At 63.6% G+C, this 25,482-nt stretch carries 19 protein-coding genes; 4 read left to right on the top strand and 15 right to left on the bottom strand.

Features of this window, described 5'->3' with window-relative positions:
• Window positions 1-296 precede the first annotated feature (296 nt).
• Window positions 297-1,556, bottom strand: coding sequence for a transcription termination factor Rho (gene rho, locus BMY52_RS07730; RefSeq protein ID WP_090253019.1), 1,260 nt, complete (start codon window positions 1,554-1,556; stop codon window positions 297-299).
• Between the two features lie 219 nt (window positions 1,557-1,775).
• The gene (gene trxA, locus BMY52_RS07725; protein ID WP_025280414.1) at window positions 1,776-2,102 is read right to left on the bottom strand and encodes a thioredoxin TrxA; all 327 of its coding nucleotides are present in this window, start codon (window positions 2,100-2,102) and stop codon (window positions 1,776-1,778) included.
• Window positions 2,103-2,242: 140 nt separating this feature from the next.
• Between trxA and rhlB the strand changes: the two genes are divergently transcribed.
• A complete protein-coding gene (gene rhlB / locus BMY52_RS07720) occupies window positions 2,243-3,559 on the top strand; it encodes an ATP-dependent RNA helicase RhlB (RefSeq protein WP_090253016.1) in 1,317 nt (438 codons plus the stop codon).
• A gap of 130 nt (window positions 3,560-3,689) precedes the next feature.
• Here rhlB and BMY52_RS07715 read toward each other — a convergent pair whose 3' ends face one another.
• The 6 genes from BMY52_RS07715 to BMY52_RS07685 all read right to left on the bottom strand — a co-directional run bounded on the left by BMY52_RS07715 (window position 3,690) and on the right by BMY52_RS07685 (window position 11,943).
• A complete protein-coding gene (locus BMY52_RS07715) occupies window positions 3,690-4,628 on the bottom strand; it encodes a dimethyl sulfoxide reductase anchor subunit family protein (protein WP_090253014.1) in 939 nt (312 codons plus the stop codon).
• A 187-nt stretch (window positions 4,629-4,815) separates the two neighbouring features.
• Entirely contained in the window at window positions 4,816-5,511 is a 696-nt protein-coding gene (locus BMY52_RS07705) for a 4Fe-4S dicluster domain-containing protein (protein ID WP_090253008.1), read from the bottom strand.
• Window positions 5,512-5,683: 172 nt separating this feature from the next.
• Complete coding sequence (locus BMY52_RS07700) at window positions 5,684-8,584, bottom strand: molybdopterin oxidoreductase family protein (protein ID WP_090253006.1); 2,901 nt, start codon at window positions 8,582-8,584, stop codon at window positions 5,684-5,686.
• Window positions 8,585-8,977: 393 nt separating this feature from the next.
• Window positions 8,978-10,765 (bottom strand): aspartate--tRNA ligase, encoded by a 1,788-nt coding sequence (gene aspS / locus BMY52_RS07695; RefSeq protein ID WP_090253003.1) that lies wholly within the window; start codon window positions 10,763-10,765, stop codon window positions 8,978-8,980.
• Window positions 10,766-10,990: 225 nt separating this feature from the next.
• The gene (locus BMY52_RS07690; protein ID WP_245740691.1) at window positions 10,991-11,647 is read right to left on the bottom strand and encodes a DUF502 domain-containing protein; all 657 of its coding nucleotides are present in this window, start codon (window positions 11,645-11,647) and stop codon (window positions 10,991-10,993) included.
• A 2-nt stretch (window positions 11,648-11,649) separates the two neighbouring features.
• The gene (locus BMY52_RS07685) at window positions 11,650-11,943 is read right to left on the bottom strand and encodes an FmdB family zinc ribbon protein (protein ID WP_090252998.1); all 294 of its coding nucleotides are present in this window, start codon (window positions 11,941-11,943) and stop codon (window positions 11,650-11,652) included.
• 124 nt (window positions 11,944-12,067) lie between these two features.
• On the opposite strand from BMY52_RS07685, the gene BMY52_RS07680 reads away from it, so the two are divergent.
• Window positions 12,068-12,445 carry a DsrE family protein gene (locus BMY52_RS07680; RefSeq protein ID WP_090253213.1) on the top strand — a complete coding sequence of 126 codons (378 nt, stop codon included), beginning with the start codon at window positions 12,068-12,070 and terminating at the stop codon, window positions 12,443-12,445.
• A 72-nt stretch (window positions 12,446-12,517) separates the two neighbouring features.
• Complete coding sequence (locus tag BMY52_RS07675) at window positions 12,518-13,390, top strand: SDR family oxidoreductase (RefSeq protein WP_090252996.1); 873 nt, start codon at window positions 12,518-12,520, stop codon at window positions 13,388-13,390.
• A gap of 41 nt (window positions 13,391-13,431) precedes the next feature.
• Here the strand turns inward: BMY52_RS07675 and BMY52_RS07670 are convergent, their stop codons facing one another.
• Window positions 13,432-16,704, bottom strand: coding sequence for an efflux RND transporter permease subunit (locus BMY52_RS07670; protein WP_090252993.1), 3,273 nt, complete (start codon window positions 16,702-16,704; stop codon window positions 13,432-13,434).
• Window positions 16,701-17,744 (bottom strand): efflux RND transporter periplasmic adaptor subunit, encoded by a 1,044-nt coding sequence (locus BMY52_RS07665; RefSeq protein WP_090252990.1) that lies wholly within the window; start codon window positions 17,742-17,744, stop codon window positions 16,701-16,703. The genes BMY52_RS07670 and BMY52_RS07665 overlap by 4 nt, the downstream gene beginning before the upstream one ends.
• 638 nt (window positions 17,745-18,382) lie before the next feature.
• Between BMY52_RS07665 and BMY52_RS07660 the strand changes: the two genes are divergently transcribed.
• Window positions 18,383-20,104, top strand: coding sequence for a proline--tRNA ligase (locus tag BMY52_RS07660; protein ID WP_090252988.1), 1,722 nt, complete (start codon window positions 18,383-18,385; stop codon window positions 20,102-20,104).
• 61 nt (window positions 20,105-20,165) lie between these two features.
• Here the strand turns inward: BMY52_RS07660 and BMY52_RS16015 are convergent, their stop codons facing one another.
• From BMY52_RS16015 to BMY52_RS07635, 5 genes are all read right to left on the bottom strand, one after another.
• A complete protein-coding gene (locus tag BMY52_RS16015) occupies window positions 20,166-21,515 on the bottom strand; it encodes an ATP-binding cassette domain-containing protein (RefSeq protein ID WP_090252985.1) in 1,350 nt (449 codons plus the stop codon).
• Between the two features lie 5 nt (window positions 21,516-21,520).
• Window positions 21,521-22,339, bottom strand: coding sequence for an ABC transporter ATP-binding protein (locus BMY52_RS07650; RefSeq protein ID WP_090252983.1), 819 nt, complete (start codon window positions 22,337-22,339; stop codon window positions 21,521-21,523).
• A gap of 4 nt (window positions 22,340-22,343) precedes the next feature.
• Entirely contained in the window at window positions 22,344-23,357 is a 1,014-nt protein-coding gene (locus BMY52_RS07645; RefSeq protein ID WP_177169891.1) for a branched-chain amino acid ABC transporter permease, read from the bottom strand.
• Window positions 23,357-24,232 carry a branched-chain amino acid ABC transporter permease gene (locus BMY52_RS07640; RefSeq protein WP_090252979.1) on the bottom strand — a complete coding sequence of 292 codons (876 nt, stop codon included), beginning with the start codon at window positions 24,230-24,232 and terminating at the stop codon, window positions 23,357-23,359. The genes BMY52_RS07645 and BMY52_RS07640 overlap by 1 nt, the downstream gene beginning before the upstream one ends.
• Window positions 24,233-24,320: 88 nt before the next feature.
• Window positions 24,321-25,481, bottom strand: a complete 1,161-nt coding sequence (locus BMY52_RS07635; RefSeq protein WP_238627291.1) for an ABC transporter substrate-binding protein — start codon at window positions 25,479-25,481, stop codon at window positions 24,321-24,323.
• Window position 25,482: the final 1 nt, after the last annotated feature.

Below are 25,482 nucleotides of genomic sequence, written 5' to 3'. Positions count from 1 at the left end.
ACACGGGTGGCCCGTGATTCGCTCGGGTCGTTCGCGAACGACCCGGGCGCTCTACGATGCTCCGTATGGCATGAAGACACACGGGTAACGTAGGGGTCGTTCGCGAACGACCCGGGCGGTGTGTCTGACTGCCAAGACCTGTCGGATGGGTACGATGACAGCCTCGGCACCGGCCGGGCGCTTCGCGAAGCGCCCCTACGGGATGGTGTCCGCGGGGAAGGCTTTCTGCGACACACACGGGTGACCCGTGATTCGCGACATGAGCATGCCTCGCACCCAGGCGAGGCTCGCCGCTGTCAGCTGCGCTTCATCATGTCGAAAAATTCGTTGTTGGTCTTGGTGGACTGCAGGCGGGCCAGAAGGAATTCCATGGCCTCCAGCTCGTCCATGGGATGCAGGAACTTGCGCAGGATCCACAGCTTCTGCAACTCTTCCGGATCGGTGAGCAACTCTTCGCGACGGGTGCCGGAGCGATTGATGTTGATGGCCGGGTAGATGCGCTTCTCGCTGATGCGGCGATCCATGTGCACCTCCATGTTGCCCGTACCCTTGAATTCCTCGTAGATGACCTCGTCCATCTTGGAGCCGGTCTCTACCAGGGCAGTGGCCAGGATGGTGAGGCTCCCCCCCTCCTCAATGTTACGGGCTGCGCCAAAGAAGCGCTTGGGCCGGTGCAGGGCGTTGGCATCCACGCCACCGGTGAGCACCTTGCCCGACGAGGGCACCACGGTATTGTAGGCCCGGGCCAGACGCGTGATGGAGTCCAGCAGGATGACCACGTCGCGGCGATGCTCCACCAGCCGCTTGGCCTTTTCAATGACCATTTCAGCCACCTGCACGTGCCGGCTGGCCGGTTCATCGAAGGTGGATGAGACCACTTCCCCTTGCACCATGCGCGACATCTCGGTCACTTCCTCCGGGCGCTCATCGATGAGCAACACGATCAGGTAGCACTCAGGGTAGTTGGCGGTGATGCTCTGGGCGATATTCTGCAACATGATGGTCTTACCCGCCTTGGGTGGCGAGACGATCAGACCACGCTGCCCCTTACCGAAGGGGGCGACAATATCGATGATGCGGGCAGTAATATCTTCCGTGGAGCCGTTACCCCGCTCCATGCGCATGCGATGGGAGGCATGCAGGGGCGTGAGGTTCTCGAACAGGACCTTGTTCTTGGCCGCCTCGGGGGCCTCGAAGTTGATCTTGTCCACCTTGAGCAGCGCAAAGTAACGCTCGCCTTCCTTGGGGGGGCGGATCTTGCCGGAGATGGTATCCCCGGTGCGCAGGCTGAAGCGGCGGATCTGGCTGGGTGAGACGTAGATATCGTCCGGCCCGGCCAGATAGGAACTGTCGGAACTGCGCAGAAAACCAAAGCCATCCTGCAGGATTTCCAGCACGCCGTCCCCGAAGATGTCTTCGCCGCCCTTGGCATGCGCCTTGAGGATCGAGAAGATGATGTCCTGCTTGCGCGACCTCGCCATCCCTTCGAGATCCATGGACTGGGCGACTTCCACCAGCTCGGAGGCCGACTTATGCTTGAGTTCGGTGAGGTTCATAAAGGGTTCGCGGAGGCGGGAGTGGGCTATCGGTTTTATCGCGCAGACAGCGCAGGCCCAGGGAGGGCGTGCCTAAGGCGCATGATCGTGAGGTCGGCTTTGGGGTCGAGAACCGACAATGCCAGGACGGCAAGCCGGGTATAGATTATTTTTTTGTGACGTTACCATTAAATCTTCGGGGCGTCCAGCCCGAAACGACCGGGACACCCCGAAAAAGGCTCAGATATTCTGATCGATGAAGGCTGTCAGCTGGGATTTGGACAGTGCACCCACCTTGGTGGCCTCCACGTTACCGCCCTTGAACAGCATCAGGGTGGGGATGCCGCGGATGCCGAATTTGGGTGGGGTGGCCGGGTTTTCGTCGATGTTGAGCTTGGCCACCTTGAGCTTGCCGTCGTATTCCGCGGCGATCTCGTCGAGGATGGGGGCAATCATCTTGCAGGGACCGCACCACTCCGCCCAATAGTCCACCAGCACAGGCTGATCAGACTTGAGGACATCCTCCTCGAAACTTCCATCCGTGACATAGGTGATGTTTTCACTCACTGCGATTGACCTCCGGTTAGAATGTCTGCACGGGCAATTGGCGAATTTCGCCTGCATGCACCGCGCATTGAATCATTGGAGCCGATTCGGCACACCATTTCAAGTCCATACATGATACCGCGAGGAAAGGCCCCAACTCCATGACGGATCAACACGTTTCTGATACCCACTTCGCAAGTTTCGACCTCCCGGACCCGGTTCGCGCGGGCTTGAAGGACGCCGGATTCACCCATTGCACCCCGATTCAGGGTCTTGCACTGCCCCCAGCACTGGAAGGCAAGGACGTGGCCGGGCAGGCTCAGACAGGCACCGGCAAGACGGCAGCCTTTCTGATCACCGTCTTTACGCATCTGCTGCGTCACCCGGCCCCGGAGCAGCGCCGGCCCAACCAGGTGCGGGCCCTGATCCTGGCGCCCACACGGGAACTGGCCATCCAGATCCACAAGGATGCTCAGGTGCTCGGCAGCCATACCGGCCTCACCCTCGGACTGGCCTACGGCGGCACCGATTACGACAAGCAGCGCAAGCAACTGGCCGAGGGCGTGGACATCCTCATCGGCACCCCTGGCCGCATCATCGATTACTTCAAGCAGAAGGTCTTCGATCTGCGCCATGCTCAAACCCTGGTGCTGGACGAGGCGGATCGCATGTTCGATCTGGGCTTCATCAAGGACGTGCGTTTCCTGCTCAGGCGCATGCCCCCACCCGCGGAGCGCCAGTCCATGCTGTTCTCCGCCACCCTCTCCTGGCGGGTGATGGAGCTGGCCTATGAACACATGAACAACCCGGCCAAGGTACAAACCCAGGATGAACAGGTCACCGCCGAACGGGTGCGTCAGTGCGTGTACTATCCGGCCAATGACCAGAAGATCCCGTTGCTGCTGGGCCTGATGCAGACACTGGGGCCGGAGCGGTCCATGGTATTCGTGAACACCAAGCACTGGGCTGAGAAGGTCACGGCCTGGCTGGAAGGCAACGGCATCCGCGTGGCCCTGCTCTCGGGGGATGTGCCACAACGCAAGCGTCAGAGCCTGCTGGCCAAGTTCGAGCAGAGCGAGTATCAGGTGCTGGTGGCCACCGATGTGGCGGCCCGGGGCCTGCACATACCGGATGTCTCCCATGTATTCAATTTCGATCTACCGCAGTCGGGGGAGGACTATGTCCATCGCATCGGACGCACCGGACGCGCCGGCGCCGAGGGCGACGCCATCAGCTTTGCCTGCGAGGACTTCGCCTTTCATCTGCCGGAGATCGAGGAATACATCGGCTTCAAGATCACCTCGGAGATGACCGACCCGTCGGTCCTGGCCACCGACCTGGCCCCCCCGGCCAAGCGCAAGAGGGAATCCGCCGACTCACCCCGTGGCCGCTCCGGCGGGCGATCGGGCAAGCCTTCCGGCGGCAACGCCCCCCGCAAACGTGGCTCACGCAAACCACGGCCCGCCACGCCGTCATAGCGAAGGGCGGAAAAAGGAGAAAAAGGGGGGAGAAAAAGGGGACAGACCCCTTTTCTGTGCGCGCCGCTGGCGCGCGGAAAAGGGGTCTGTCCCCTTTTTCTCCCCCCTTTTTCTCCCCCCCCCTTTTCGATTATGTATGCTGCCTCCCGTGATACAGCATCACCCCGTGGCGGGCCTCGGCGAAGAACAGCCAGCGTTCCAGGCCGATCCCAGCCAGGGCGGAGAGCAGGGCCAGGTTGAGCCAGTGGACCGGGGCGCCGGTCAGTACCCAGGCCAGGAGCAGGATGGGCAGGGCAAAGCCCAGGGCAAAGACGCCCAGGCGGGCGCGCTGGATGACCCGGCGCCCCGGGTCGAAACCGAACTCACGGGTGAGGAAGGTGCCGGCGGTATGGCCCGGGTCCAGAATCCGCACCGGGGCGCGGGTGAATCCGGTGGCGGTGTTGATGGTGGGGCCGGTCACCTCGCGGATCCACAGGAAATAGATGCCTTTCATGATCGCCGCCAGCACCAGCAAGGCCAGGGCGATTCCCGCCAGCAGGGGGCTGGCCCCCACGAACCAGCCGTGAATGGCTACCAGGGCCACGGCGCCCAGGGCCAGGCCCAGGAGCAGGTAGTTGGCCGGGGTGAGGGCCGTGTGCCATTGGCGGATGGTCTTGAGGCTGGCGTAGATCATGCCGGTGGAGAAGATGGTCAGCCCCGCCAGCAGCACGGCGATGATGCCCATGATCCTGCCCACCTGACCCACATCACCGCCGGTGGTCCGGGTCTCCCAGGCATACCACAGGGCAAAGGGATAGAAGGCCACGGCCAGCACCGCCTCCCGGGAGAGCCAGGAGGTGCGCACCCGCATGAAGGCACGCCAGGCATTACGGGGGTTGTGCAGGTGCAGGCTGGATGACATGAGCCCGATGGTGATCAGCACCAGGGCCACGGCCAGCTGCGTTTGGAGCTCACTCCCGGAGGCGTCCGGGTACCCGCCGGCCAGATGCAGCACGGCCACCAGCATGAACAGGCCATAGCCGGCGCCGGAAAGCACGGTAAAGAAGATCACGGAAAGGGCTGGGTGCATGGGGTGTCATCCTGTTGGTTGCTCTGGTTTGCTCCCGGATCGAAGGGCAACGTGCCGGCCGCCCCCTCATCCCCGGCCCTTCTCCCCGGAGGGGAGAAGGGCGTCTGGGTCTCCGCGCCTGCAGGGAAGCCCTTGAGCCCCTCTCCCGCTGGCGGGAGAGGGGTTGGGGTGAGGGCCGAGGTCCACATCAACGAACAATGGCCTGATTCACCCATTCCTTCACACTGCTGATCAGGCTCTTGCGCCGCACGTCTGCCGTGGGCACCGGCCGGGTGAGGCGCGGCGGCAGATAGGTGTTGGTGGGCTTGTAGCCCAGCTCGGGCATGAGTTTCTGCCCGGCCCGTTCCCGGGTCAGGCGGCTCACCTCGGAATCCGGGTCATCCAGGTCGCCGAAGAAGCGGGCGTGGGCCGGACAGGTGATCACACAGGCGGGCTGGCGATCCTCCGGGTCCAGGGTCTTGTCGTAGATGCGATCGATGCACAGGGTGCACTTTTTCATCACGCCATCCACCGGATCCAGTTCCCGGGCACCGTAGGGGCAGGCCCAGGCGCACAGGTTGCAACCCATGCACTTGTCCTGATCCACCAGGACGATGCCATCCTCCTTGCGCTTGTAGGAGGCCCCGGTGGGACACACGGTCACGCAATCCGCATCCTCGCAGTGCATGCAGGACATGGGCATGTTCACGGTCTTGTTGTTGGGGTAGTCGCCCACCTCGTAGTGACGGATGCGATTGAACCAGACGCCACTGGGCTCGGCGCCATAGGCGGAGATGTCGGTCAGCGGACCGGTGGTGCCGGAGGTATTCCACTGTTTGCAGGCCACGGCACAGGCATGGCAGCCCACGCAGGTGTCCAGGTCGATTACCAGACCCAATCGCATTGAATCGCTCCTCAAGTCGTCTGCCTCGAAGGCATGTGCCCTCCGCTCCCCTCATCCCCGTCCCTTCTCCCCCGAGGGGAGAAGGGGGGCGTTAGTTCTCACTCCTTGGGGGAGAAGGAAGTTTAGAGCCCTTCTCCCGCTCGCGGGAGAGGGGTTGGGGTGAGGGCCCGGTTCACCGCCGGTGCTTGCCCCGCGTCAGTACATCCCAGAGGCCGCGTTTCAGATTCACGCCACGGTGCGTTTGATAGCGTACAGCGCTGGGCGATACCCCCATGCCCGGCAGAGGTTTCACCGGATCGAATTGGGGCCAGGAACCCACCTCCCCCGGCTTGGCGGGGGTGATCTTCACGCGCAGGTCATACCAGGCCGCCTGGCCGGTGATGGGGTCGGAATTGGTGACATTGTCCAGTCCGTCCCCCTGCTGGGGCAGCAACTCGGAGATCAGGTGATTGAGCAGGAAGCCCTTGCGGGATTCATCTGCATCCGTTGACAGCCCCCAGGCGCCGGCCTGCTTGCCGATGGCGTTCCAGGTCCAGACCGTGTCCGGCTCCACCGCTTCGATCAGTTTCACCTGGGCACGAATGCGGCCGTGGTGGGACTCCACCCAGACCCAGGCATCGTCCTCAATGCCCATGGACTGGGCCCGCCCCCGATTCATGTATAGCCGATTGCCGGCACAGATCTGCCGCAGCCAAGCGTTCTGGGAATCCCAGGAGTGGTACATGAACATGGGGCGCTGGGTGATGGCATGGAAGGGATACGCATCGGTATCAATGCGGCCGTGTTCCAGCGGGGGATACCAGATAGGCAACGGATCAAAGTAGCGGGTGAGCCGCTCCTTGTGCTCCTCGCGAGTGGGGGTTGGCCCGTCATAGAGCCCCTGCCCCGCCAGCTTGAAGCGCTGCTGGGTCTCGGAGTACAACTCCAGCACGATGGGGTCGGTGGACCCCACCCAGCCCGCATGCCGGGCCAGGGTCAGGTAATCCTGGTTGCAGTAGCGGTAATATTTCTGGCTGTCTTCCAGATGATGCACAAAGAAGCACTGGTTTTCGGCATAGGCCTCCCACTGCCGCGGATTGGGCTCGCCGCGAAGCCCCTGATCGCCCTGCTCCCCTCGCCAGCCGGACAGAAAGCCGATGCCCGGCTCTTTCTGGAAGTTGACGATGAAGTCCTGATAGGAGGTATAGCGGGGCTTGCCGTCTTCACCGGTGAACGCCGGGAATTTGAGCCGCCCGGCCAGATCCACCAGCACCTCCTGCCAGGGACGTACATCCCGATCCTTCTCCAGAATGGGCTGGCGGATGGAGTCCGCCGCCGCGTGGGGTTCGGAGATGGGGCGGTCCAGCATGGAGATGGTGTCGTGCCGCTCCAGATAGGTGCAATCCGGCAGCACCAGATCGGCGAAGTTGACCGTCTCCGAGTGGAAGGCGTCGGATACCACCAGGAAGGGGATCTTGTATTCCCCGTCCTCGCCCTTCTCCCGCAGCATGTCCATCACCTGACGGGTGTTCATGCTGGAGTTCCAGGTCATGTTGGCCATGAACAGGATCAGCGTATCGATGGGGTACGGATCCCCCTTCACGGCATTGGTGATCACCATGTGCATCAGGCCATGGTTGGCCATGGGGGCATCCCAGGAATAGGCCTTGTCGATGCGCAAGGGATTGCCCTGCTTGTCGATCACCAGGTCCTCGGGGCCGGTGGGAAAACCCAGTGGCGGGCTCTTGAGGGGCGTGTTGGGGGCCATCTCCCGGGCGGGCTTGATGCCCGGGGGGATGTGTTTGGGATAAGGCGGCTTGGACAAATGTCCACCGGGGACATCGATGGTGCCCAGCAGGATCTGCAGCAGGTGGATGGCGCGGCAGGTCTGAAAACCGTTGGAGTGGGCAGAGATACCCCGCATGGCGTGCATGGAGACCGGGCGCCCCACGAAGCGGTCGTGGGTGCGACCGTAGGCATCGGTCCACTCGCATTCGATCTCGATGGTCTCCTTGAAGGCCACGTGGGCCATCTCCAGGGCCAGGCGCTCGATCTGCTCGGCGGGCACGCCACAGCGCTCGGCCACGTTCTCCGGGGCGTACTGCGTATCCAGATAGCGTTCGGCCAGCAGGGTCATGACCGTCTTCACCGGGCGACCATCCGGGGCGGTGTATTCGCCGAACAGGGCGGGCTGGATCTCCACCTGGGAGGCGTCGGTAACGGCGTTGGCCTCCTGATCCCAGCACTGGGGCTGGCCCTGCTTGTCCCGGAGGATGAGACCGTGGCCCTTCTGCCCAGGGGTGTCCACCACCAGCCACGGGGCGTTGGTGTAGCGCACCAGGAAGGTCTGATCAATGCAGTCGTTGCGCAGCAGCACATGGATCATGGACAGGGCCAGCAGGCCGTCCGTGCCCGGGCGGATGGACACCCACTCGTCGGCCACCGCCTGATAGCCGGTGCGCACCGGGTTCACGGAAACGAACTTGGCGCCGTGGCGCTTGACCTGTTCGATACCCATCTTGATGGGGTTGGAGGCATGATCTTCGGCCACCCCCCAGAGCATGAAGTACTTGGTGTGTTCCCAGTCCGGGTCGCCGAACTCCCAGAAGGCATGCCCCATGGTGTACAGCCCCGCCGAGGCCATGTTCACGGAGCAGAACCCGCCGTGGGCCGCCCAGTTGATGGTGCCAAACTGGGTGGCCCACAGACCGGTGAGGGCCTGCATCTGGTCGCGACCGGTGAAAAAGGCGAGTTTTTTCGGGTCGGTGGCGCGGATCTTCGCCAGACGCGTGGTGAGCAGATTCAGGGCATCGTGCCAGGAGATGGGTTCGAACTCCCCCGCCCCCCGCTCCGTACCGGGCTTGCGCATCAGGGGTTGTTGCAGCCGTGCCGGTGACTGCTGCTTCATGATGCCGGCATTACCCTTGGCGCAGAGCACCCCCTTGTTCACCGGGTGGTTGCGGTTGCCCTGGATATAGCGGACCTTGTTGTCTTCGACGGTGACCTTGATACCGCAACGACAGGCACACATGTAGCACGTGGTGTACCGGGTGTCCTGTCGGGAATGGTCCTCAAACTTCGGCAGTGCCTTCATGCCCCGTCACCTGTCGTTATGATTATGTAGGGTGTGGTGATGATCCGCTCAGGGTGGTTTTTAGCAGAATCCAGGTGTGAAAGTGTGCCGGTTGCGGGGCACCAACTCAAAGGGAAGTTTTTGATTTGGGTATAAGCCACCCTCACCCCAACCCCTCTCCCGCCAGCGGGAGAGGGGCTCAATCTTCCTTCTCCGGCTGGCGGGAGAGGGGTCCAATCTCCCTTCTCCCCCGTGGGGAGAAGGGCCGGGGATGAGGGGTAGGCGGCGGGCACCGTGCCCGTATTCCACCCTCACCCCAACCCCTCTCCCGCCAGCGGGAGAGGGGCTCAATCTTCCTTCCCCGGCCAGCGGGAGAGGGGCTCGAACTATTGGGTGGCGGGGGTGGAAAGAGGGTCAGCCCTCTTTCTTTTCTCCACCCGTCTGGCGCAGGCGGATGTTCAGTTCCCGCAGTTGGGCCTCGCTGACTTCGGCGGGGGCCTGAGTGAGGGGGCAGGCGGCGGTCTGGGTCTTGGGGAAGGCCATGACGTCGCGGATGGACTGGGCGCCGGTCATGAGCATGACCAGGCGGTCCAGACCAAAGGCGATGCCGCCGTGGGGCGGGCAGCCATATTTGAGGGCATCCAGCAGGAAGCCGAACTTCTCCCGGGCCTCGGTCTCGCCGATCCCCAGCAGTTCGAACACCTTCTGCTGCATGGCCATGTTGTGAATACGCACCGAACCGCCACCCACTTCCGTGCCGTTGAGCACCAGATCGTAGGCCCGGGAGATCAGGTGGCCGGGATCGCCGGAAAGATCATCAGGGCTGTCCACCCGAGGCGCGGTGAAAGGATGGTGCAGCGCCACCCAGCGATTGTCCTTGTCGTCCATCTCGAACATGGGGAAGTCCACCACCCACAGGGGTCGCCAGCCGCGTTCCACCAGGTGGCGATCGTGACCCAGCTTCACCCGCAGGGCACCCAGGGCCTCATTCACCACCCGAGCCTTGTCGGCACCGAAGAAGACCAGATCACCGTCTTCAGCCTCGGTCCGGTTGAGGATCTCCACCACCACTTCGTCCGGCAGGAACTTGAGGATGGGCGACTGCAGGCCCTCGCGGCCCGCATTGACGTCGTTAACCTTGATATAGGCCAGCCCCTTGGCTCCGTAACGGCCCACAAACTGGGTGTAATCATCGATCTCCTTACGGGTGAGATCGCTGCCCTTGGGCAGACGCAGGGCCGCCACCCGACCATGGGGGTCCTTGGCCGGGCCGGAAAAGACCTTGAACTCCACCGGCGCCATCACGTCAGTGAGCTCGGTCAGCTCCAGAGGAATGCGCAGGTCCGGCTTGTCGGAGCCGAAGCGGTGCATGGCCTCGGCATAGGTCATGCGCTGGAAGGGGGTGTGCAGGGGGACTTCCAGTACCTGGGCGAAGAGCTCACGCACCATCTCTTCCATGAGGGTCATGATGCCCTCCTCGTCCATGAAGGAGGTCTCGATATCCAGCTGGGTGAATTCCGGTTGACGATCGGCCCGCAGGTCCTCGTCCCGGAAGCAGCGCACGATCTGATAGTAGCGATCCAGCCCGGACATCATCAGCAGCTGCTTGAACAGCTGCGGCGACTGGGGCAGCGCAAAGAAGCTGCCAGGATGGGTGCGGCTGGGCACCAGGTAGTCTCGCGCTCCTTCGGGCGTGGCCTTGGTGAGCATGGGGGTCTCGATGTCGAGGAAATCATGCTCTTCCAGGAAACGGCGCAGCACGCCGGTGATGCGGGCACGCATCTGCAAACGCATCTGCATGGTGGGGCGGCGCAGATCCACGTAGCGATAACGCAGACGGGTTTCCTCGCCCACATCGTCCTCGTCCAACTGGAAGGGCGGGGTCTCGGAGGTGTTGAGCACGGTCAGCCCGGTGCCCAGCACCTCGATCGCACCAGTGCGCAGATCGGTGTTCACCGTGCCCTCGGGGCGCCGACGCACCCGGCCCGTCACCTTCAGCACATATTCGCTGCGGATGCGCTCGGCGGTGGCGAAGACATCGGCGCGGTCCGGATCGAACACCACCTGCACCAATCCTTCCCGGTCACGCAGATCCACGAAGATCACGCCCCCATGGTCACGACGGCGATTGACCCAGCCGCACAGTGTCACTTCCTGGTCGAGCAGGGACTCATCGACGATACCGCAGTAATGGGAGCGCATGGGGGATTCCTGAAGTGTCCTGAATGATTGAGGCTGTGGAAAACCGATAATGGTACGGTCTTGCCAATTGGAGTGGCAAGTCTGGAGGGGTGGTTGGTCGGAAGGGCGCGCAGGAAAGGCCTCTGCCGAGGCTGTGGATACCTCCGCGCCAGGCCGAATGCCCGGGATCGCGGAGAATCCACCAGGGCCGTTCGCGAACAGCCCGTACGGGGGAGGTTCGCGGCTTTATTTCGCGCCCGGGTCACCCTTGTTGAGCGGTGGATGCCGGGGCACCACCACCCCCAGGGACATGACGAACTTGAGGCCATCTTCCACCGTCATGTCGAGCACAACCACCTCATCACGGGGCACCAGAATGATGAAACCCGAGGTGGGGTTCGGGGTGGTGGGGACGAACACGCTGACCACATCCTTGTCGGTGCGTGCCTGTACCTCGCCCACGCCCGCGCCCGTTTGAAACCCCAGGGTCCAGATGCCCTTGCGGGGGTACTCCACCAGCAGGACCTTGCGGAAGGATTCGCCCCCCGCCCCCAACAGGGTTTCCATCACCTGCTTGATGGCCGAATAGATGGTGTTCACCAGGGGAATACGGGCCAGGATGGCCTCCCATAACTCCACCAGCTTGCGACCCAGCAGGTTGGCGACCACCAAGCCGGTGGCGAACACGATCACCAGGGCCATGACCACCCCGAAACCCGGGATGGTAAAGCCAAGCAGCGTCTCCGGCCGCCACCCCGGCGGCAGCAGCAGCAGGGTGCGGTCCATCATGTCGAGGATGAACTTGATGATGGCCGCGGTGGCCACCAGGGGTACCCAGACCAGCAGGCCCGCGATCAGATAGCGTCGCAGGCTTTGCACGGGTCCGCTGTGTTTATCCGACAAGGTTACCCCCCGGAGCTGGCGGCAGCGGGGCAGGCGCTGCATGCTTCGGATTTGGAGCCGCTGTCTGCGGCACATGGCGCGGCCTTGTCGCCCTCCTTGAGATTGCGTTTGTTGTCCTTTTTGAAGTCGGTTTCATACCAGCCGCTACCCCCCAGACGAAAGGCGCTGGCAGACACCAGCTTGCGCAACTGGGGGGTGTTGCAGGCGGGGCAGTCCACCAGCGGGGCATCGGCAATCTTCTGCATGGCCTCCATGCGGTGGCCACAGGCATTGCATTCGTATTCGTAGATGGGCATGGTCGGGTCTCCGTATGGGGCGGTCTGATCGTGCGCGAATTATACTGCCTTGGGGGGCGCAATGGCGCGTCTTTTGGGTTATGGGGGCAATGAGGAATTTTGCAAGCCCCAAGAGGAGACGGAAATGACCGAGAAGATCCTGATCATGCTGCTCAACACCCGCCTGGATGCACCGGGCACCCTGGGCGCACCCTTCTTCCAGGCCACCGTGGCCGCAGCCATGGACCTGGAAGTGGAGATCTACTTCGCCGCCGAAACCACGCAACTGCTCAAGCGGGGCGTGGCGGAAACCCTCTTCCCCGGAGAGGCCCGGGAAAAGTCCGTGTACGACTTCATGAAGGATGCCCATGAGGCGGGCGTGAAGTTCTATGCCTGCGCCGGCGCCATGGGGGAACACGGTCTGGATGATACCAACGCCATCCCGGAACTGGACGGCAAGCGCGGCGGCGGGGCCTTCATCGGCGAGGTGGCGGAGGATGGGGTGGTGACGCTGACGTACTGAATCCTACTCCGGTCGAAACACTTCCAGCGCCAAGCCATCAACATGGCCAACGTATCGCGAGTCCCCCGCATCATGACGAGCCCCTCCCCTGCCCCATCACCCAACGAACGCACCATCCTCATCACTGGCTGCTCCTCAGGGATTGGCCACTGCGCTGCTCATGCGCTGGCGCACCGGGGTTACCGGGTGTTTGCCACGGCGCGACGTGAGGAAGATGTGGCGCGGCTGCGCGAGGAAGGGCTGGAGGCGCTACCCCTTGATCTGGCCGATTCCACTTCCATCCAGATGGCAGTGGACACGGTGCTGGAAGCCACCGGTGGGCGGCTGGATGCCCTGTTCAATAACGGGGCCTACGGGCAGCCCGGGGCGGTGGAGGATCTCACCCGGGACGTGCTGCGCCAACAACTGGAGACCAATCTGCTGGGGTGGCTGGAACTGACCAATCTCGTGATCCCTGTGATGCGTGAACAGGGGGCAGGTCGCATTGTACAGAACAGCTCGGTCCTGGGCCTGGTGGCTCTGCCCTTTCGCGGCGCCTATAACTGCTCCAAGTTTGCCCTGGAGGGCCTCACCGATACCCTGCGCCTGGAACTGCACGGCAGCGGCGTGCAGGTGAGCCTGATCGAGCCGGGGCCCATCAGCAGCCGTTTTCGGGCCAATGCCCATGCGGCCCTGGCGGCCCACATCGATCGGGAGAACAGTGTGTTTCGGGAGCAATATGCGGCTGCGGAGCAGCGCCTGACCAAGGCGGGACCGGCGGCACCCTTCACCTTGCCGTCGGAAGCGGTGGTGAGGAAGCTGATCCATGCCTTGGAGAGCCCCAGGCCGCGGGCGCGGTATTACGTGACGGTGCCCACCTATTTGTTCGGCACGCTTCGGCGGGTGTTGCCCACGCGGGGGCTGGATTGGGTGTTGAGGGGGGTGTCGCGAGGGGAGAACCGGTAGGACGACCCCCTCTCCCCAGCGGGGAGAGGGGGTTCAAGGGATCAGGTGCGTGCCACTCTCCCGTTCAGGTAGCTGTAATACAGCACCGGGATCACCAGCAGGGTGAGCACGGTGGACACCAGGATGCCGAAGATCAGGGAGATGGCCAGGCCATTGAAGATCGGATCATCCAGGATGAAACCGGCCCCGATCATGGCGGCCAGCCCCGTCAGTACAATGGGTTTGGCGCGCACGGCACCAGCCCGGATCACCGCATCCTCCAGGGCCATGCCACGCTCCACCTGATGGTTGATGAAATCCACCAGCAGGATGGAGTTGCGCACGATGATCCCTGCCAGGGCGATCATGCCGATCATGGAGGTGGCCGTGAACTTGGCATCCATCACCAGGCCATCCAGCAAGGCATGGCCAGGCATGACGCCGATCACCGTCATCGGGATGGGGGCCATGATGATCAGGGGCACCACGTAGGAGCGGAACTGCGCCACCACCAGCAGATAGATCAGCACCAGGCCCACGGAATAGGCCAGCCCCATGTCACGGAAGGTCTCATAGGTGACCTGCCACTCTCCGTCCCACTTGATGCTGTACTGGTATGGATCGTCCGGTTGCTGGATGAAGAACTGCTCCAGCGGCTCATCATGGGCCAGGGGCTTGTCGCCCAACTGGAACACCAGATCGAACATGCCGTACAGCGGGCTGTCCAGGCGCCCCGCCATATCGGCGGTGACAAACACCACCGGTAACAAATCCTTGTGGTGAATGGAGCGCTCGCGCGTGGTCTCCACCACGTTCACCAGTTCCGACAGGGGCACCAGCCCACCGTCCATGGAGCGTACCCGCAGGCCCAGGACCGTCTCCAGACCGGCCTTGTCGGCCGTATCGAATTCCAGACGGATGGGTACGGCATATTTCACGTTGGCTCCGAAGAGGAAGCTGACATCCTCGCCGGCCAGCACCGTGTCCACCGCCTGGGCGATGGCCGTTTGCGAGACCCCCATCAGGGCGGCCTTCTCGCGATCCACCTCCAGGATCAGACGCGGGCCGGGATACTCAACCGAGTCATCCACGTCCACCACGCCCGGCGTGTCTTCAAACATCTGTCTGAGCTCGCCGGCCAGGGCCATCTGTCCCGCGTAGTCCGGCCCATAGATCTCCGCCACGATAGGCGCCCGCACGGGGGGGCCGGGAGGCACCTCCACCACCTGAACCCTGGCCCCGTAACGATCGGCAATCTCCCGCAGCGGTTCGCGCACATCCCGGGCGATCTCATGGCTCTTGCGGCTGCGCTCCTTCTGCTGTGCCAGGTTCACCTGCAGATCCCCCAGGTGAGCCCCCTCACGCAGGTAATACTGGCGAACCAGGCCATTGAAATTGATGGGGGAAGCGGTGCCGGCATACACCTGATAGTCGTGCACCTCAGGGACGGTGGACAGGTAATCCCCCATCTCGTGAAGCACCCGGGAGGTGCGTTCCAGGCTGGTCCCCTCCGGCATTTCCAGCACCACCTGGAACTCGGACTTGTCATCAAAGGGCAGCATCTTGAGGACCACGGCCTGCACATACACCAGTGACACCGAGGCCAGGATCAGCAGCACCATGCCCCCATAAAGTCCCCAGCGCCGGTAGCGGGCGCCGCCCCCCCGCAGGAAGGACCCCAAGAGCGTCTCCGACACACGCATCAGCCCGGCACTTGCCTCTTCACTACCGCCCTGCCCATGCCCGCCTTCAGCCGGCGGCCGGGACTCGGCATGGCGACGAAGCAGCTTGTAGGTCATCCAGGGTGTCACGACATAGGCCACCGCCAGAGAGATGAGCATCCCCATGCTGGCGTTGATGGGGATGGGGCTCATATAGGGCCCCATCAGGCCCGTCACAAAGGCCATGGGCAGCAATGCGGCAATCACCGCAAAGGTGGCCAGGATGGTGGGGGCACCCACCTCGTCCACCGCCAGGGGAATGGCCTCCAGCAGCTTCTTCCTGCCCATCTGCATGTGTCGGTGGATGTTCTCCACCACCACGATGGCATCGTCCACCAGGATGCCGATGGAAAAGATCAGGGCAAACAGAGAGACACGATTCAGCGTGAAGCCATAGGCCCAGGAGGCGAACAAGGTCACCGCCAGGGTGATCACCACGGCGGTCCCCACGATGATGGCTTCGCGCCAGCCCAGGGCCAGCCACACCAGCAGCACCACCGAAGCGGTGGCCAGGATCAGCTTCTTGATCAGTGTGCGGGCCTTGTCGTCGGCCGTCTTGCCGTAATTGCGGGTCACGGTCACCTGCACATCATCGGGAATATGGGTGCCCCGCAACTGATCCATGCGCGTCATGAGTTGATCGGCGATGTCCACCGCATTGGTGCCCGGCTGCTTGGCAACGGCAATGGTCACCGCCGGCTCGCTATGCCCCGGCAGGGCCCCCGCCTCTGAACCCGCACCCCAGCCAAAGCTCACGTATTGATGCGGAGATGCCGGGCCCTGGCGCACCTGTGCCACATCGGAGAGATATACCGGGGCGCCTTCATGCACGCCCACCACCAGGGACGCCACCTGTGCCTCGGAAGACAGGAAAGTACCGGCCTGGACCGGGATTTCCTGGTTGTCCCGCACCAGGGCACCAGCGTCCCGAGAGACATTGCCCGCCTGAAGGGCCTGACGCAGATCGTCCAGACTGAGGCCGAAACCGGCCACCCGCTGCGGATCGAGCGTGACCTGGACCACATGATCCGGGCCACCGATGGTGTAGATATCCCGAGTGCCCGCCACCCGCTTGAGCTCCGTTTCCACTGTGTGAGCCACCCGTTGCAGGTCATGGGCGCTGCGCTGACGATCCTCGGTCCACAGGGTGAAGGCGACGATGGGCACATCATCGATCCCCTTGGGCTTGATGATGGGCTGCCCGACCCCGAGCCTCTGAGGCAACCAGTCCTGATTGGAAAAGATCTGGTTGTACAAGCGCACAATGGCATCGGTCCGCCCTTCACCCACCTCGTACTGCACGGTCAGTACCGACATGCCAGGCCGCGAGGTGGAATACACATGCTCCAGGCCTTCAATCTCGGAGAGCACCTGTTGCGCCGGGATGCTGACCAATTGCTCCACCTCCTCCACCGAGGCCCCGGGGAAGGGGATGAAGACATTGGCAAAGGTCACATCGATCTGCGGCTCTTCCTCCCGTGGCGTGACCAGAACGGCAAACAGCCCCAGCAACAGACCCACAATGGCCAGCAGCGGCGTGATCTGAGAGGTGAGAAAGGTCCTGGCGATGCGTCCGGAGATGCCCATGGCGCCATCCTTGTCCGCGTCACTCATCGGGCCGCCTCCCGCTGTGCCTTGAGGGTGATGCCGGCACGTACCGGATCCACGGCCACCCGTTCACCGGCCTCGAGACCCGCCAGCACCTGCACATGATCCTGATTGGCGGCGCGACCGGTGCGCACCTGGCGCAAGCGGATCCGGCCATCCTCGTCCACCACATACACGGCAGAGACCTCTCCCCGCTGCATCACGGCCTCCGTCGGCACCAGCAGACGCTTCTGTTCGCCCACCGCAAACGCCACCTTGACGAACATTCCAGGGAACAGACCCGGCGTGCCATCGGGCAACTGAACCCGCACGCGGAAGCTGGCGCTGACCGGATCGGCGTAGGGGAACAGCGTCAGGCCCTCCGCACTCACTGGCATGGCGCCATTGAGCATGACGCGCGCCTGCTGATGCTCGCGCACCGCCTGGATATGACGCTGAGGTACCTGGGTAACCACCCGCAGATGCTCCAGGGAGATTCCCGAGACCAGTGGCTGACCGGGACTGACGCTCTCTCCCGTCTCCACATGGCGTTCAGTCAGGATGCCTGCGTAGGGTGCCACCACCCGGGTATGATCCAGTTCCTCGCGAGCCCCTTCTACCGCGGCCTGGGCGGATTCCAGACGAGCCCGCGCCGACCGCAACGCCGCCGTGGCCCGGTCCATCTCGGAGCGGGAGACCAATTGCCGCTCAAAGATGTCCTCGATGCGTTCATAGTCACTGCGGGCCTCGTTATAACGTGCCCGGGCCTCCCGTAGACCGGCCTCCGCCTGCTCCAGCCGGGAGCGTTGCTCAGTGTCCCTCAACCGCAGGATCAGATCCCCCTCCTCCACGAAGTCGTCCACGTCGAAGAAGACCTCAACCACCCGCCCGCTGGTCTGGGCCGACACGGTGGCCTGCTGCACCGCCTCGATGCGACCATCGAGCACCTGTTCCATGGGCAGGGTGTGCATGCGAACCTGGGTGGTCTCCAGATCCTGAGCTGCCAGGGGCGCAGCCAGGCAGAGGGCGGTGGCGGCCAGCAGCCAGCGAAGTCCTGGGTTGATCATGGGCAAAACTCCCTGCTTGGACACCCGAGGGCGCCGCTTTAATATTAGATGTCGCTAATTTATCACAGATTGATCAATTTCAAATCCCCCCCCCCACCCTCACCCCAACCCCGCAATCCGCTCGTAGGGGCGCTTCGGGAAGCGCCCGGCCGGGGTGTCCGATGCCTCCGCACCCCTCCGACAGGCCAGCGACCCGGGACGCTCCGCGCGGGCCGTTCGCGAACGGCCCCTACAGGTGCACGCGAATGGCCCCCAAAATTCATGGGTGATCCCCCCCTGGCCCGAGGGGACTACCGGAACCATCGCGTAGGGGCGCTTCGGGAAGCGCCCGCACCCAAGCCCCGCACAACCCCGCAATCCGCTCGTAGGGGCGCTTCGGGAAGCGCCCGGCCGGGGTGTCCGATGCCTCCGCAACCCTCCGACAGGCCAGCGACCCGGGACGCTCCGCGCGGGCCGTTCGCGAACGGGCCCCTACAGGTGCACACGAATGGCCCCCAAAATTCATGGGTGATCCCCCCCCCTGGCCCGAAGGGGTCTACCCGAACCATATCCCCCTGACCCGGAGGGTCTACCCACCCCCGATTGATGTAAAATCCCCACCCAAGCCCCCAACAAACACGATCATCCGGAACCCCTACATGCGTGTATCCCAATTCCCCCTGGCAACCCTCAAGGAAACCCCGGCCGACGCCGAGGTGATCAGCCACCAGTTGATGCTGCGGGCCGGCTACATCCGCCGCCTGGCATCGGGGCTGTACACCTGGATGCCCCTGGGACTGAGGGTATTACGACGGGTGGAAGCCATCGTCCGCGAGGAAATGGATCGCGCAGGCGCCCTGGAAGTCCTGATGCCGGCCGTGCAACCGGCGGAACTGTGGCAGGAATCCGGCCGCTGGGACCAGTACGGACCCGAACTGCTGCGTCTGAAAGACCGCCACGACCGCGAGTTCTGCTTCGGCCCCACCCATGAAGAAGTGATCACCGACCTGGTGCGCCGCGAGATCAACAGCTACCGCCAATTGCCCGTCAACTTCTACCAGATCCAGACCAAGTTCCGGGATGAAATCCGCCCCCGCTTCGGGATCATGCGCGCCCGGGAATTCCTCATGAAGGACGCCTACTCCTTCCACGCCAGCCCGCAGAGCCTGCACGAAACCTACCAGGCCATGTACGCGGCCTACACCCGCATCTTTCAGCGGTGCGGCCTGGATTTTCGGGCCGTGCAGGCGGATACCGGTTCCATTGGCGGCCACCACTCCCACGAATTTCACGTGCTGGCCGATTCCGGCGAAGATGCCATCGCCTTCTCGGATGCCAGCGACTATGCCGCCAATGTGGAACTGGCCGAGGCACCGGCCCTGAACAGCGAGCGCCCGGCCCCCACCGAAGGCATGCGCATCGCGGACACCCCCAACGTCCGCACCATCCAGGACCTGGTGGAGGGCTTCGATGTGCCGGTGGAGAAGACCATCAAGACCCTGGTGGTGGCAGCCTCCGAGGAAAACGCCACCCAACTGGTGGCCCTGCTGGTACGCGGCGACCACGAACTCAATACCCTGAAAGCAGAAAAACTGCCCCAGGTGGCCAGCCCCCTGCGCATGGCCAGCGAGGTGGAGATCCGCGCTGCCATCAGCGCGGGGCCCGGCTCACTGGGGCCGGTCAACCTGCCCATTCCCTGCATCGTTGACCGTTCCGTGGCCACAATGAGCGATTTCGCCGCCGGCGCGAATCAGGACGGTAAACACCTGTTCGGCATCAACTGGGACCGGGACACCCCGCTGCCCCAGGTGGCTGATCTGCGCAATGTACTGGAGGGGGACGCCAGCCCCGACGGCCAGGGCACACTGGTCATCCGTCGTGGCATCGAAGTGGGTCACATCTTCCAGCTGGGAGACAAATACAGCCGCGCTCTGGATGCCACCGTGCTCGACGAGCAGGGCCATAACCAGATGATTTCCATGGGCTGCTATGGCATCGGCGTCTCCCGGGTGGTGGCGGCGGCCATCGAACAGAACCACGATGCCCGCGGCATCCTCTGGCCCCAGGCCCTGGCCCCCTTCCAGGTCGCCCTGTGCCCCATCAACGCCCACAAGTCCCAGCGGCTTCGGGACGCGGTGGAAGGGCTGTACCGGGAACTGACCGAAGCGGGCATGGAGGTGCTGTTCGACGATCGAGGCGCCCGCCCCGGGGTCATGTTCGCCGACATGGAACTGATCGGCATTCCCCATCGGGTGGTACTTGGGGAAAAGGGCCTGGATGCGGGTGAGGCAGAGTACAAGGGTCGACGGGACGCGGAGGCGACCCTGGTGCCCCTGGAAGGGCTGGTCACATTCCTGAAGGAGCGGATGCAGGCCGCGTAAGCCCTCGGCGATTCCCTGAACGCCACCACCTTCGGGCGCCCCCCCGGCGGCCCGGAGGTCTTCAGATGCCCAGGTAGGCCGCCCTCACCTGCTCGTTCTCGAGCAGGTCCTCACCACGCCCTTCCAGCACCACCCTACCCGCCTCCAGCACATAACCGCGATGAGAGGCAGCCAGGGCCTGGGAGGCGTTCTGCTCAACCAGAAAGATGGTAATGCCCTCCTGGTTGAGCTCGCGAATGATGTCGAAGATCTCCTCCACCACCAACGGCGCCAACCCCATGCTGGGCTCGTCCAGGAGCAGCAACCGGGGCCGGGCCATGAGCGCGCGCCCCATCACCAGCATCTGCTGCTGACCGCCGGAGAGCATGCCGGCCAGTTGGCGCTGCTTCTGCCGCAGGATGGGAAAACGCCCATACACCCGTTCCAGATCCTGCTCCACCTCCTGACCCCGCCCGCGCGTGTAGGCCCCCATGAGCAGGTTGTCGTGCACCGTCATGTCACGAAAGACCTGCCGCCCCTCCGGCACCTGGATAATCCCCTGCGCCACACGACGGTGGGACGGCCAGCGGCGCAGATCCTCTCCCTCATAGGTCACACGTCCGGCATCCACCGGCTGCAGCCCGGAGAGGGCCATCAATAACGTGCTCTTGCCAGCGCCGTTGGCACCCACCAGAGAGACGATCTCGCCGCGCCGGATGGTCAGATCCACCTCATGCAGTACCTGGATGCGCCCATAGGATGACACCAGCCCCTGGATGGTCAGCATCTCGTGACGATCCGGCGGCACCTCCATGCGCGTGGGGTGACTGATCCCCAGCCCGCCCACGTGCTCCGGCGCCAGGTTGATGATGCGATGGCGCAGGTCACGGAACTCCTCCCGCACCCGCTCGCCGAACAGGGGATCATTGTACTGGTCCCGGGCCTCGGCGATGGCCGTCCAGTCCGCCTCGGTCAGCACCTTGAGGGCCTGTGGAATGAGGATCTGCTCTTCCAGGAGGATGTGCCGGCGCAGGGTCTGATTGAAGCGATCCAGGGCCGTGCATAGTTCCTCCCCCCCCTCGGGCCAGTGCTCCACGCAGCGGTGCAGCAGCACGCGCAGGTGCTGCAGGGCATCATGGGCCGTCAGATAGTCGGCTTCCAGTTCGTCCAGTTCCTCGAAGGTACCTCCCGCGCGGGCCCGCAGACGCTCAAACAGCAGAATCTCGTTGGGGCGACTCTGCACCCGCTCGGAGTAATGCTCGAAATAGTCCAGGATGGCATTGATCAGCACCTCGTCCGGCTCGGAGCCCTGCTGATCCATATCCTTTTGCAAGCGATCCAGCAGCAGGATGATGCGCCACAGGTTCAGGTGTTCCTCGGAAATCGTGCCCGTGGCACGCTGACTGGCAGCGCCTTTGTGCGGTTGGTTCATGGCTTTCAGCCCCCCAGGTAGGCAGCAATCACGTCGGGATTGTGGCGTACTTCCTCCGGCGTGCCCTCCGCCAGTTTGCGTCCGTAATCCAGTACCAGCACCTGGTGGGAGATGGCCATGACCAGCTTCATGTCGTGCTCCACCAGCACCACCGTCACACCCTGATCGGCGATGCGCACAACCAGCCGCTCCAGGGCGGCTGTCTCGGCGCTGTTCAGGCCCGCCGCCGGCTCGTCCAGCAACAGGATACCCGGTTCCGTGGCCAGGGCCCGGGCGATCTCCAGGCGCTTGAGGGCACCATAGGGCATGGCCGAGGCCTCGGCCTCCAGGTAGGCCTCGCAGCCCACAAAGCGCAGCAACTCCCGCGCCTTCTCCCGACAGGCCTGTTCACTGCGCCGCAAGGAAGGCCAGCGCAACAGGGCCGCAAGAAAATTTCGCTTGAGATGAAGATGCCGGCCCAGCATGACATTCTCCACCGCTGACATGTTCATGCAGACCTGCAGATTCTGGAAGGTACGGGACATGCCGCGCCGGGCCAGACGCTCGGGCGCCATACCCTGTATGGGTTGCCCATCCAGAAGCACTTCCCCCCGGTCCGGCTGGTACAACCCGGTGATCAGGTTGAACAGGGTGGTCTTGCCTGCCCCATTGGGACCGATCACGGCATGGATGGCCCCGGCACGGATGTGGAAGGTCAGATCCTCCACCGCGTGCACGCCACCAAAGGCCTTGCTCAGGGACAGGACCGCCAGATCGGCACCGGCACGTCTCCCCTTTTCCTCGTCAGGTTCCACAGGGTCGTTCTGTGACGGGACCGCATGCATCGATTCAGTCCTCCTGTCCCGACGACCGGACACGACGCGGCCAGCTGCGTTGCAGCAGACCACTGAGGGTTGGCAGCAAGCCCCTGGGCATGAAGATCATGGTGAGCATCAGGATCAGCCCGAACATCATCATCTCGTACTCGTGAAAGTCCGTGAGCAACTGGGGCAGCAGCAACAGCAAGACAGCCCCGATGATCACCCCGTAGGTGGACCCCATGCCCCCCAGGACCACGATGGTGATGAGTTCGATGGAGTGTTCGAACGTGGCCAGCTGGGGCGTGATGAACCCGGTGTAGTGGGCAAAGAAACTCCCCATGAGGCTGGCATACACTGCCGAGATGACAAAGATCAGCAGCTTGTAATGACTGGTATCGACCCCCACCACCCGGGCCGCCACCTCAGAGCCGCGTACCGCCCTGAGGGCGCGACCAATGGGCGAATCGATCAGGTTCTGGGCGATCCACACCGCCAGCAATAACAGCACGCCAGCCAGGGCATACCAGGCCAGGGCGCCGGACACCGTCATTCCCAGCACCTGGTACTCATCAAAGATGCTCAACTCAAAGCCCATGACGGAGAAGGGGGCCACCGGAATGCCGTCGGGCCCACCGGTGAGCCAGCCCTCGTTGTTGATGATGATGGCGATGATGATGCCCAGGCCCAGGGTGGCCATGGACAGGTAATGCCCCTTCAGCCTCAGGATGGGACGCCCCACGAGCCAGGCCAGGGTCGCCACCAGCAGGGCGGCGCACAGCAATGCGGGCACCGGCGTCCAGCCATAGGTGCCAGTGAGGATGGCACTGCCGTAGGCCCCCAGGGCAAAGAACGCCGCATGCCCCAGGCTCACCTGACCCGCGTACCCCACCAGCAGGTTGAGCCCCACGACCGTCGCGGCGATCAGGGCCACCTGGGTGGCAATATCCAGATAAAACTCATCGTTCAGGACGATGGGCACCAGCAGCAGCACGATGGCCAGTACCGGCAGGCCCGGTATCTTCGAAGGGACGGACAAACGCATCACACCCGCTCCGCCACACGACTGCCAAACAGGCCACGGGGCATGAACAGCAGGATCACCAGGATCAGCAGAAAGGCCACCGCGTCCTTGTAATCGGAGGAGATGTAGCCCGCCGTCATGGCCTCGGCGATACCCAGCAGCAGGCCGCCCACCACGGCACCCACGCCGCTGCCCAGACCGCCGATGGCAGCCGCCACAAAGCCCTTGAGGCCCAGCATGATGCCGATGTCATAGGAGGTGAGGGTGATGGGCGATGCCACCGCCCCGGCCACGGCACCGAGAATGGCCGCCAAGGTGAAGGCCAGCATGACCACGAACTGAATGCGCACCCCCATGAGACGCGCGGCCTGCCGGTTCATGCTGGTGGCGAGAATGGCCTTGCCCACCAGGGTGCGGGTGAAGAACAGGGCCAGGGCCAGCACCAGCAACGTGGTCACGCCCAGGATCCACAGGCTCTGGGTGTACATGACCGCCCCCATGACCTCAATGGATTCTTGTTCACTAAAGGACGGCAGGGCATGGTATTCCTTGCCCCAGATCACCTGGGCAAGGCCCCTCAGGAAGATGGAGGCGCCGATGGTGATGATGATCAGGGTGACCACATCCGCCTGACGCGCGGGGGCGATGGCGAGTTGGTGCAGCAGCGCCCCCAGTACCGCCGCCAACAGGATGGCCAGACCAATGGCCAGGGGCATGGGCACCCCCATGCCCAGCAGCGACAGGGTGGCCATGCCGCCGATCATGATGAATTCACCCTGAGCGAAGTTGATCACGTGGCTGGCGTTGTAGACCAGGGTGAATCCGAGGGCCACCAGGGCATAGATGGCCCCGGTGGTGACGCCGGAGAACAGGTACTGGAGAAACTCGGCAAACATGCGGGACTCGAGGCAGACTAGGGATGGGTCATCGAACAGACCCCGTGTGGAGACTGACCGGGCGCCATGCAAATGACGGATAGGGATCTCAGTGAATCAATACCCAGCCACCGTCGCGAACCTCCAACAAACGGAAGGACTCCGGCTCAAGGCCGTTATGATCCTCTGGTGCCATACTGAAGACTCCGGTCACCCCCACAAAGCCCTGGATGGATTCCAGCGCCTCACGAATGGCCTTGGGATCGGTGCTGCCCGCCTGTTCAATGGCATGCACCGCCAGGTGCAGGGCGTCGTAGGCATAACCGCCAAAGGTGGATACAGAGGTGTTCCAGCGTGCCTCGTAGGCCTGCTTGTAACCCTGAACCACCGGTTTCTGCGGGTCCTCATCCGGGAGAGCATCGGGCACGAGCAGCGCCGAGGCGGGCAGGCGCACGCCTTCGGCAGCTGATCCCGCCAGATCCAGGAAGCGGTCGGAGGCGACGCCGTGGGACTGATACAGGGGCAGATCAATATCCAGGTGGGCATAATTGCGGGTGACGATGGCCGGCCCCTGCCCGAAACCGAAATTGAACACCGCCTCGACCCCCTCCGTTGTGCGGATACGGGTCAACTGGGACGTCATGTCCGTGTCCTGGGGGCCATAGGTCTGGTCTGCCACCACCTCGATGCCGAATTGTTCGGCCACTTCCAGGGTCTGCTCCCGACCGGAGCGACCGAACCCATCGGTACCGGAGATCAGTCCGATGCGGGTGATACCGCGATCCTGCATATCGGCCAGGACACGCTCCGCCGCCATGCGATCCGACTGGGGTGTCTTGAACACCCAGGGGTTCACCGGTTCAACGATGGTGAGGGCACCGGCCATGGAGATCATCGGCGTGCGGGCCCGTTGGGCCAGCGGCACGGCAGCCAGGGTGGTTCCGGTAGTACTCCCGCCAATGAGCACGTCCACCCGATCGCGGCGCAGCAACCGGTTGGCGAAGTTGCGGGCCTCGGAGGCACTGCCACCATCATCATAGTGGACCAGATGCAAGGGGCGGCCCAGCACCCCACCCTGTTCGTTGATGCGCTCCACGTACATCTCCAGGGTCTTGAGCTCCGGGTCACCCAGGAAGGACGCCGGACCGGTAGCGGAGACGAAGGCGCCGATGCGTATGGGCTCATCGGAGGCCGGGGCAGGCCCGGCAAGGGCCAGGGCAAGGAGGGTCGTGACAGCGGCAAGACCGCGCAGCAGGCTCTTCTTGTTCACC

The sequence above is a fragment of the Ectothiorhodospira marina genome (assembly GCF_900109495.1).
Lineage (GTDB): Bacteria > Pseudomonadota > Gammaproteobacteria > Ectothiorhodospirales > Ectothiorhodospiraceae > Ectothiorhodospira > Ectothiorhodospira marina.
The sequence above is the reverse complement of the archived record's forward strand: the minus strand, read 5'-3'. Positions and strand labels throughout refer to the sequence as shown.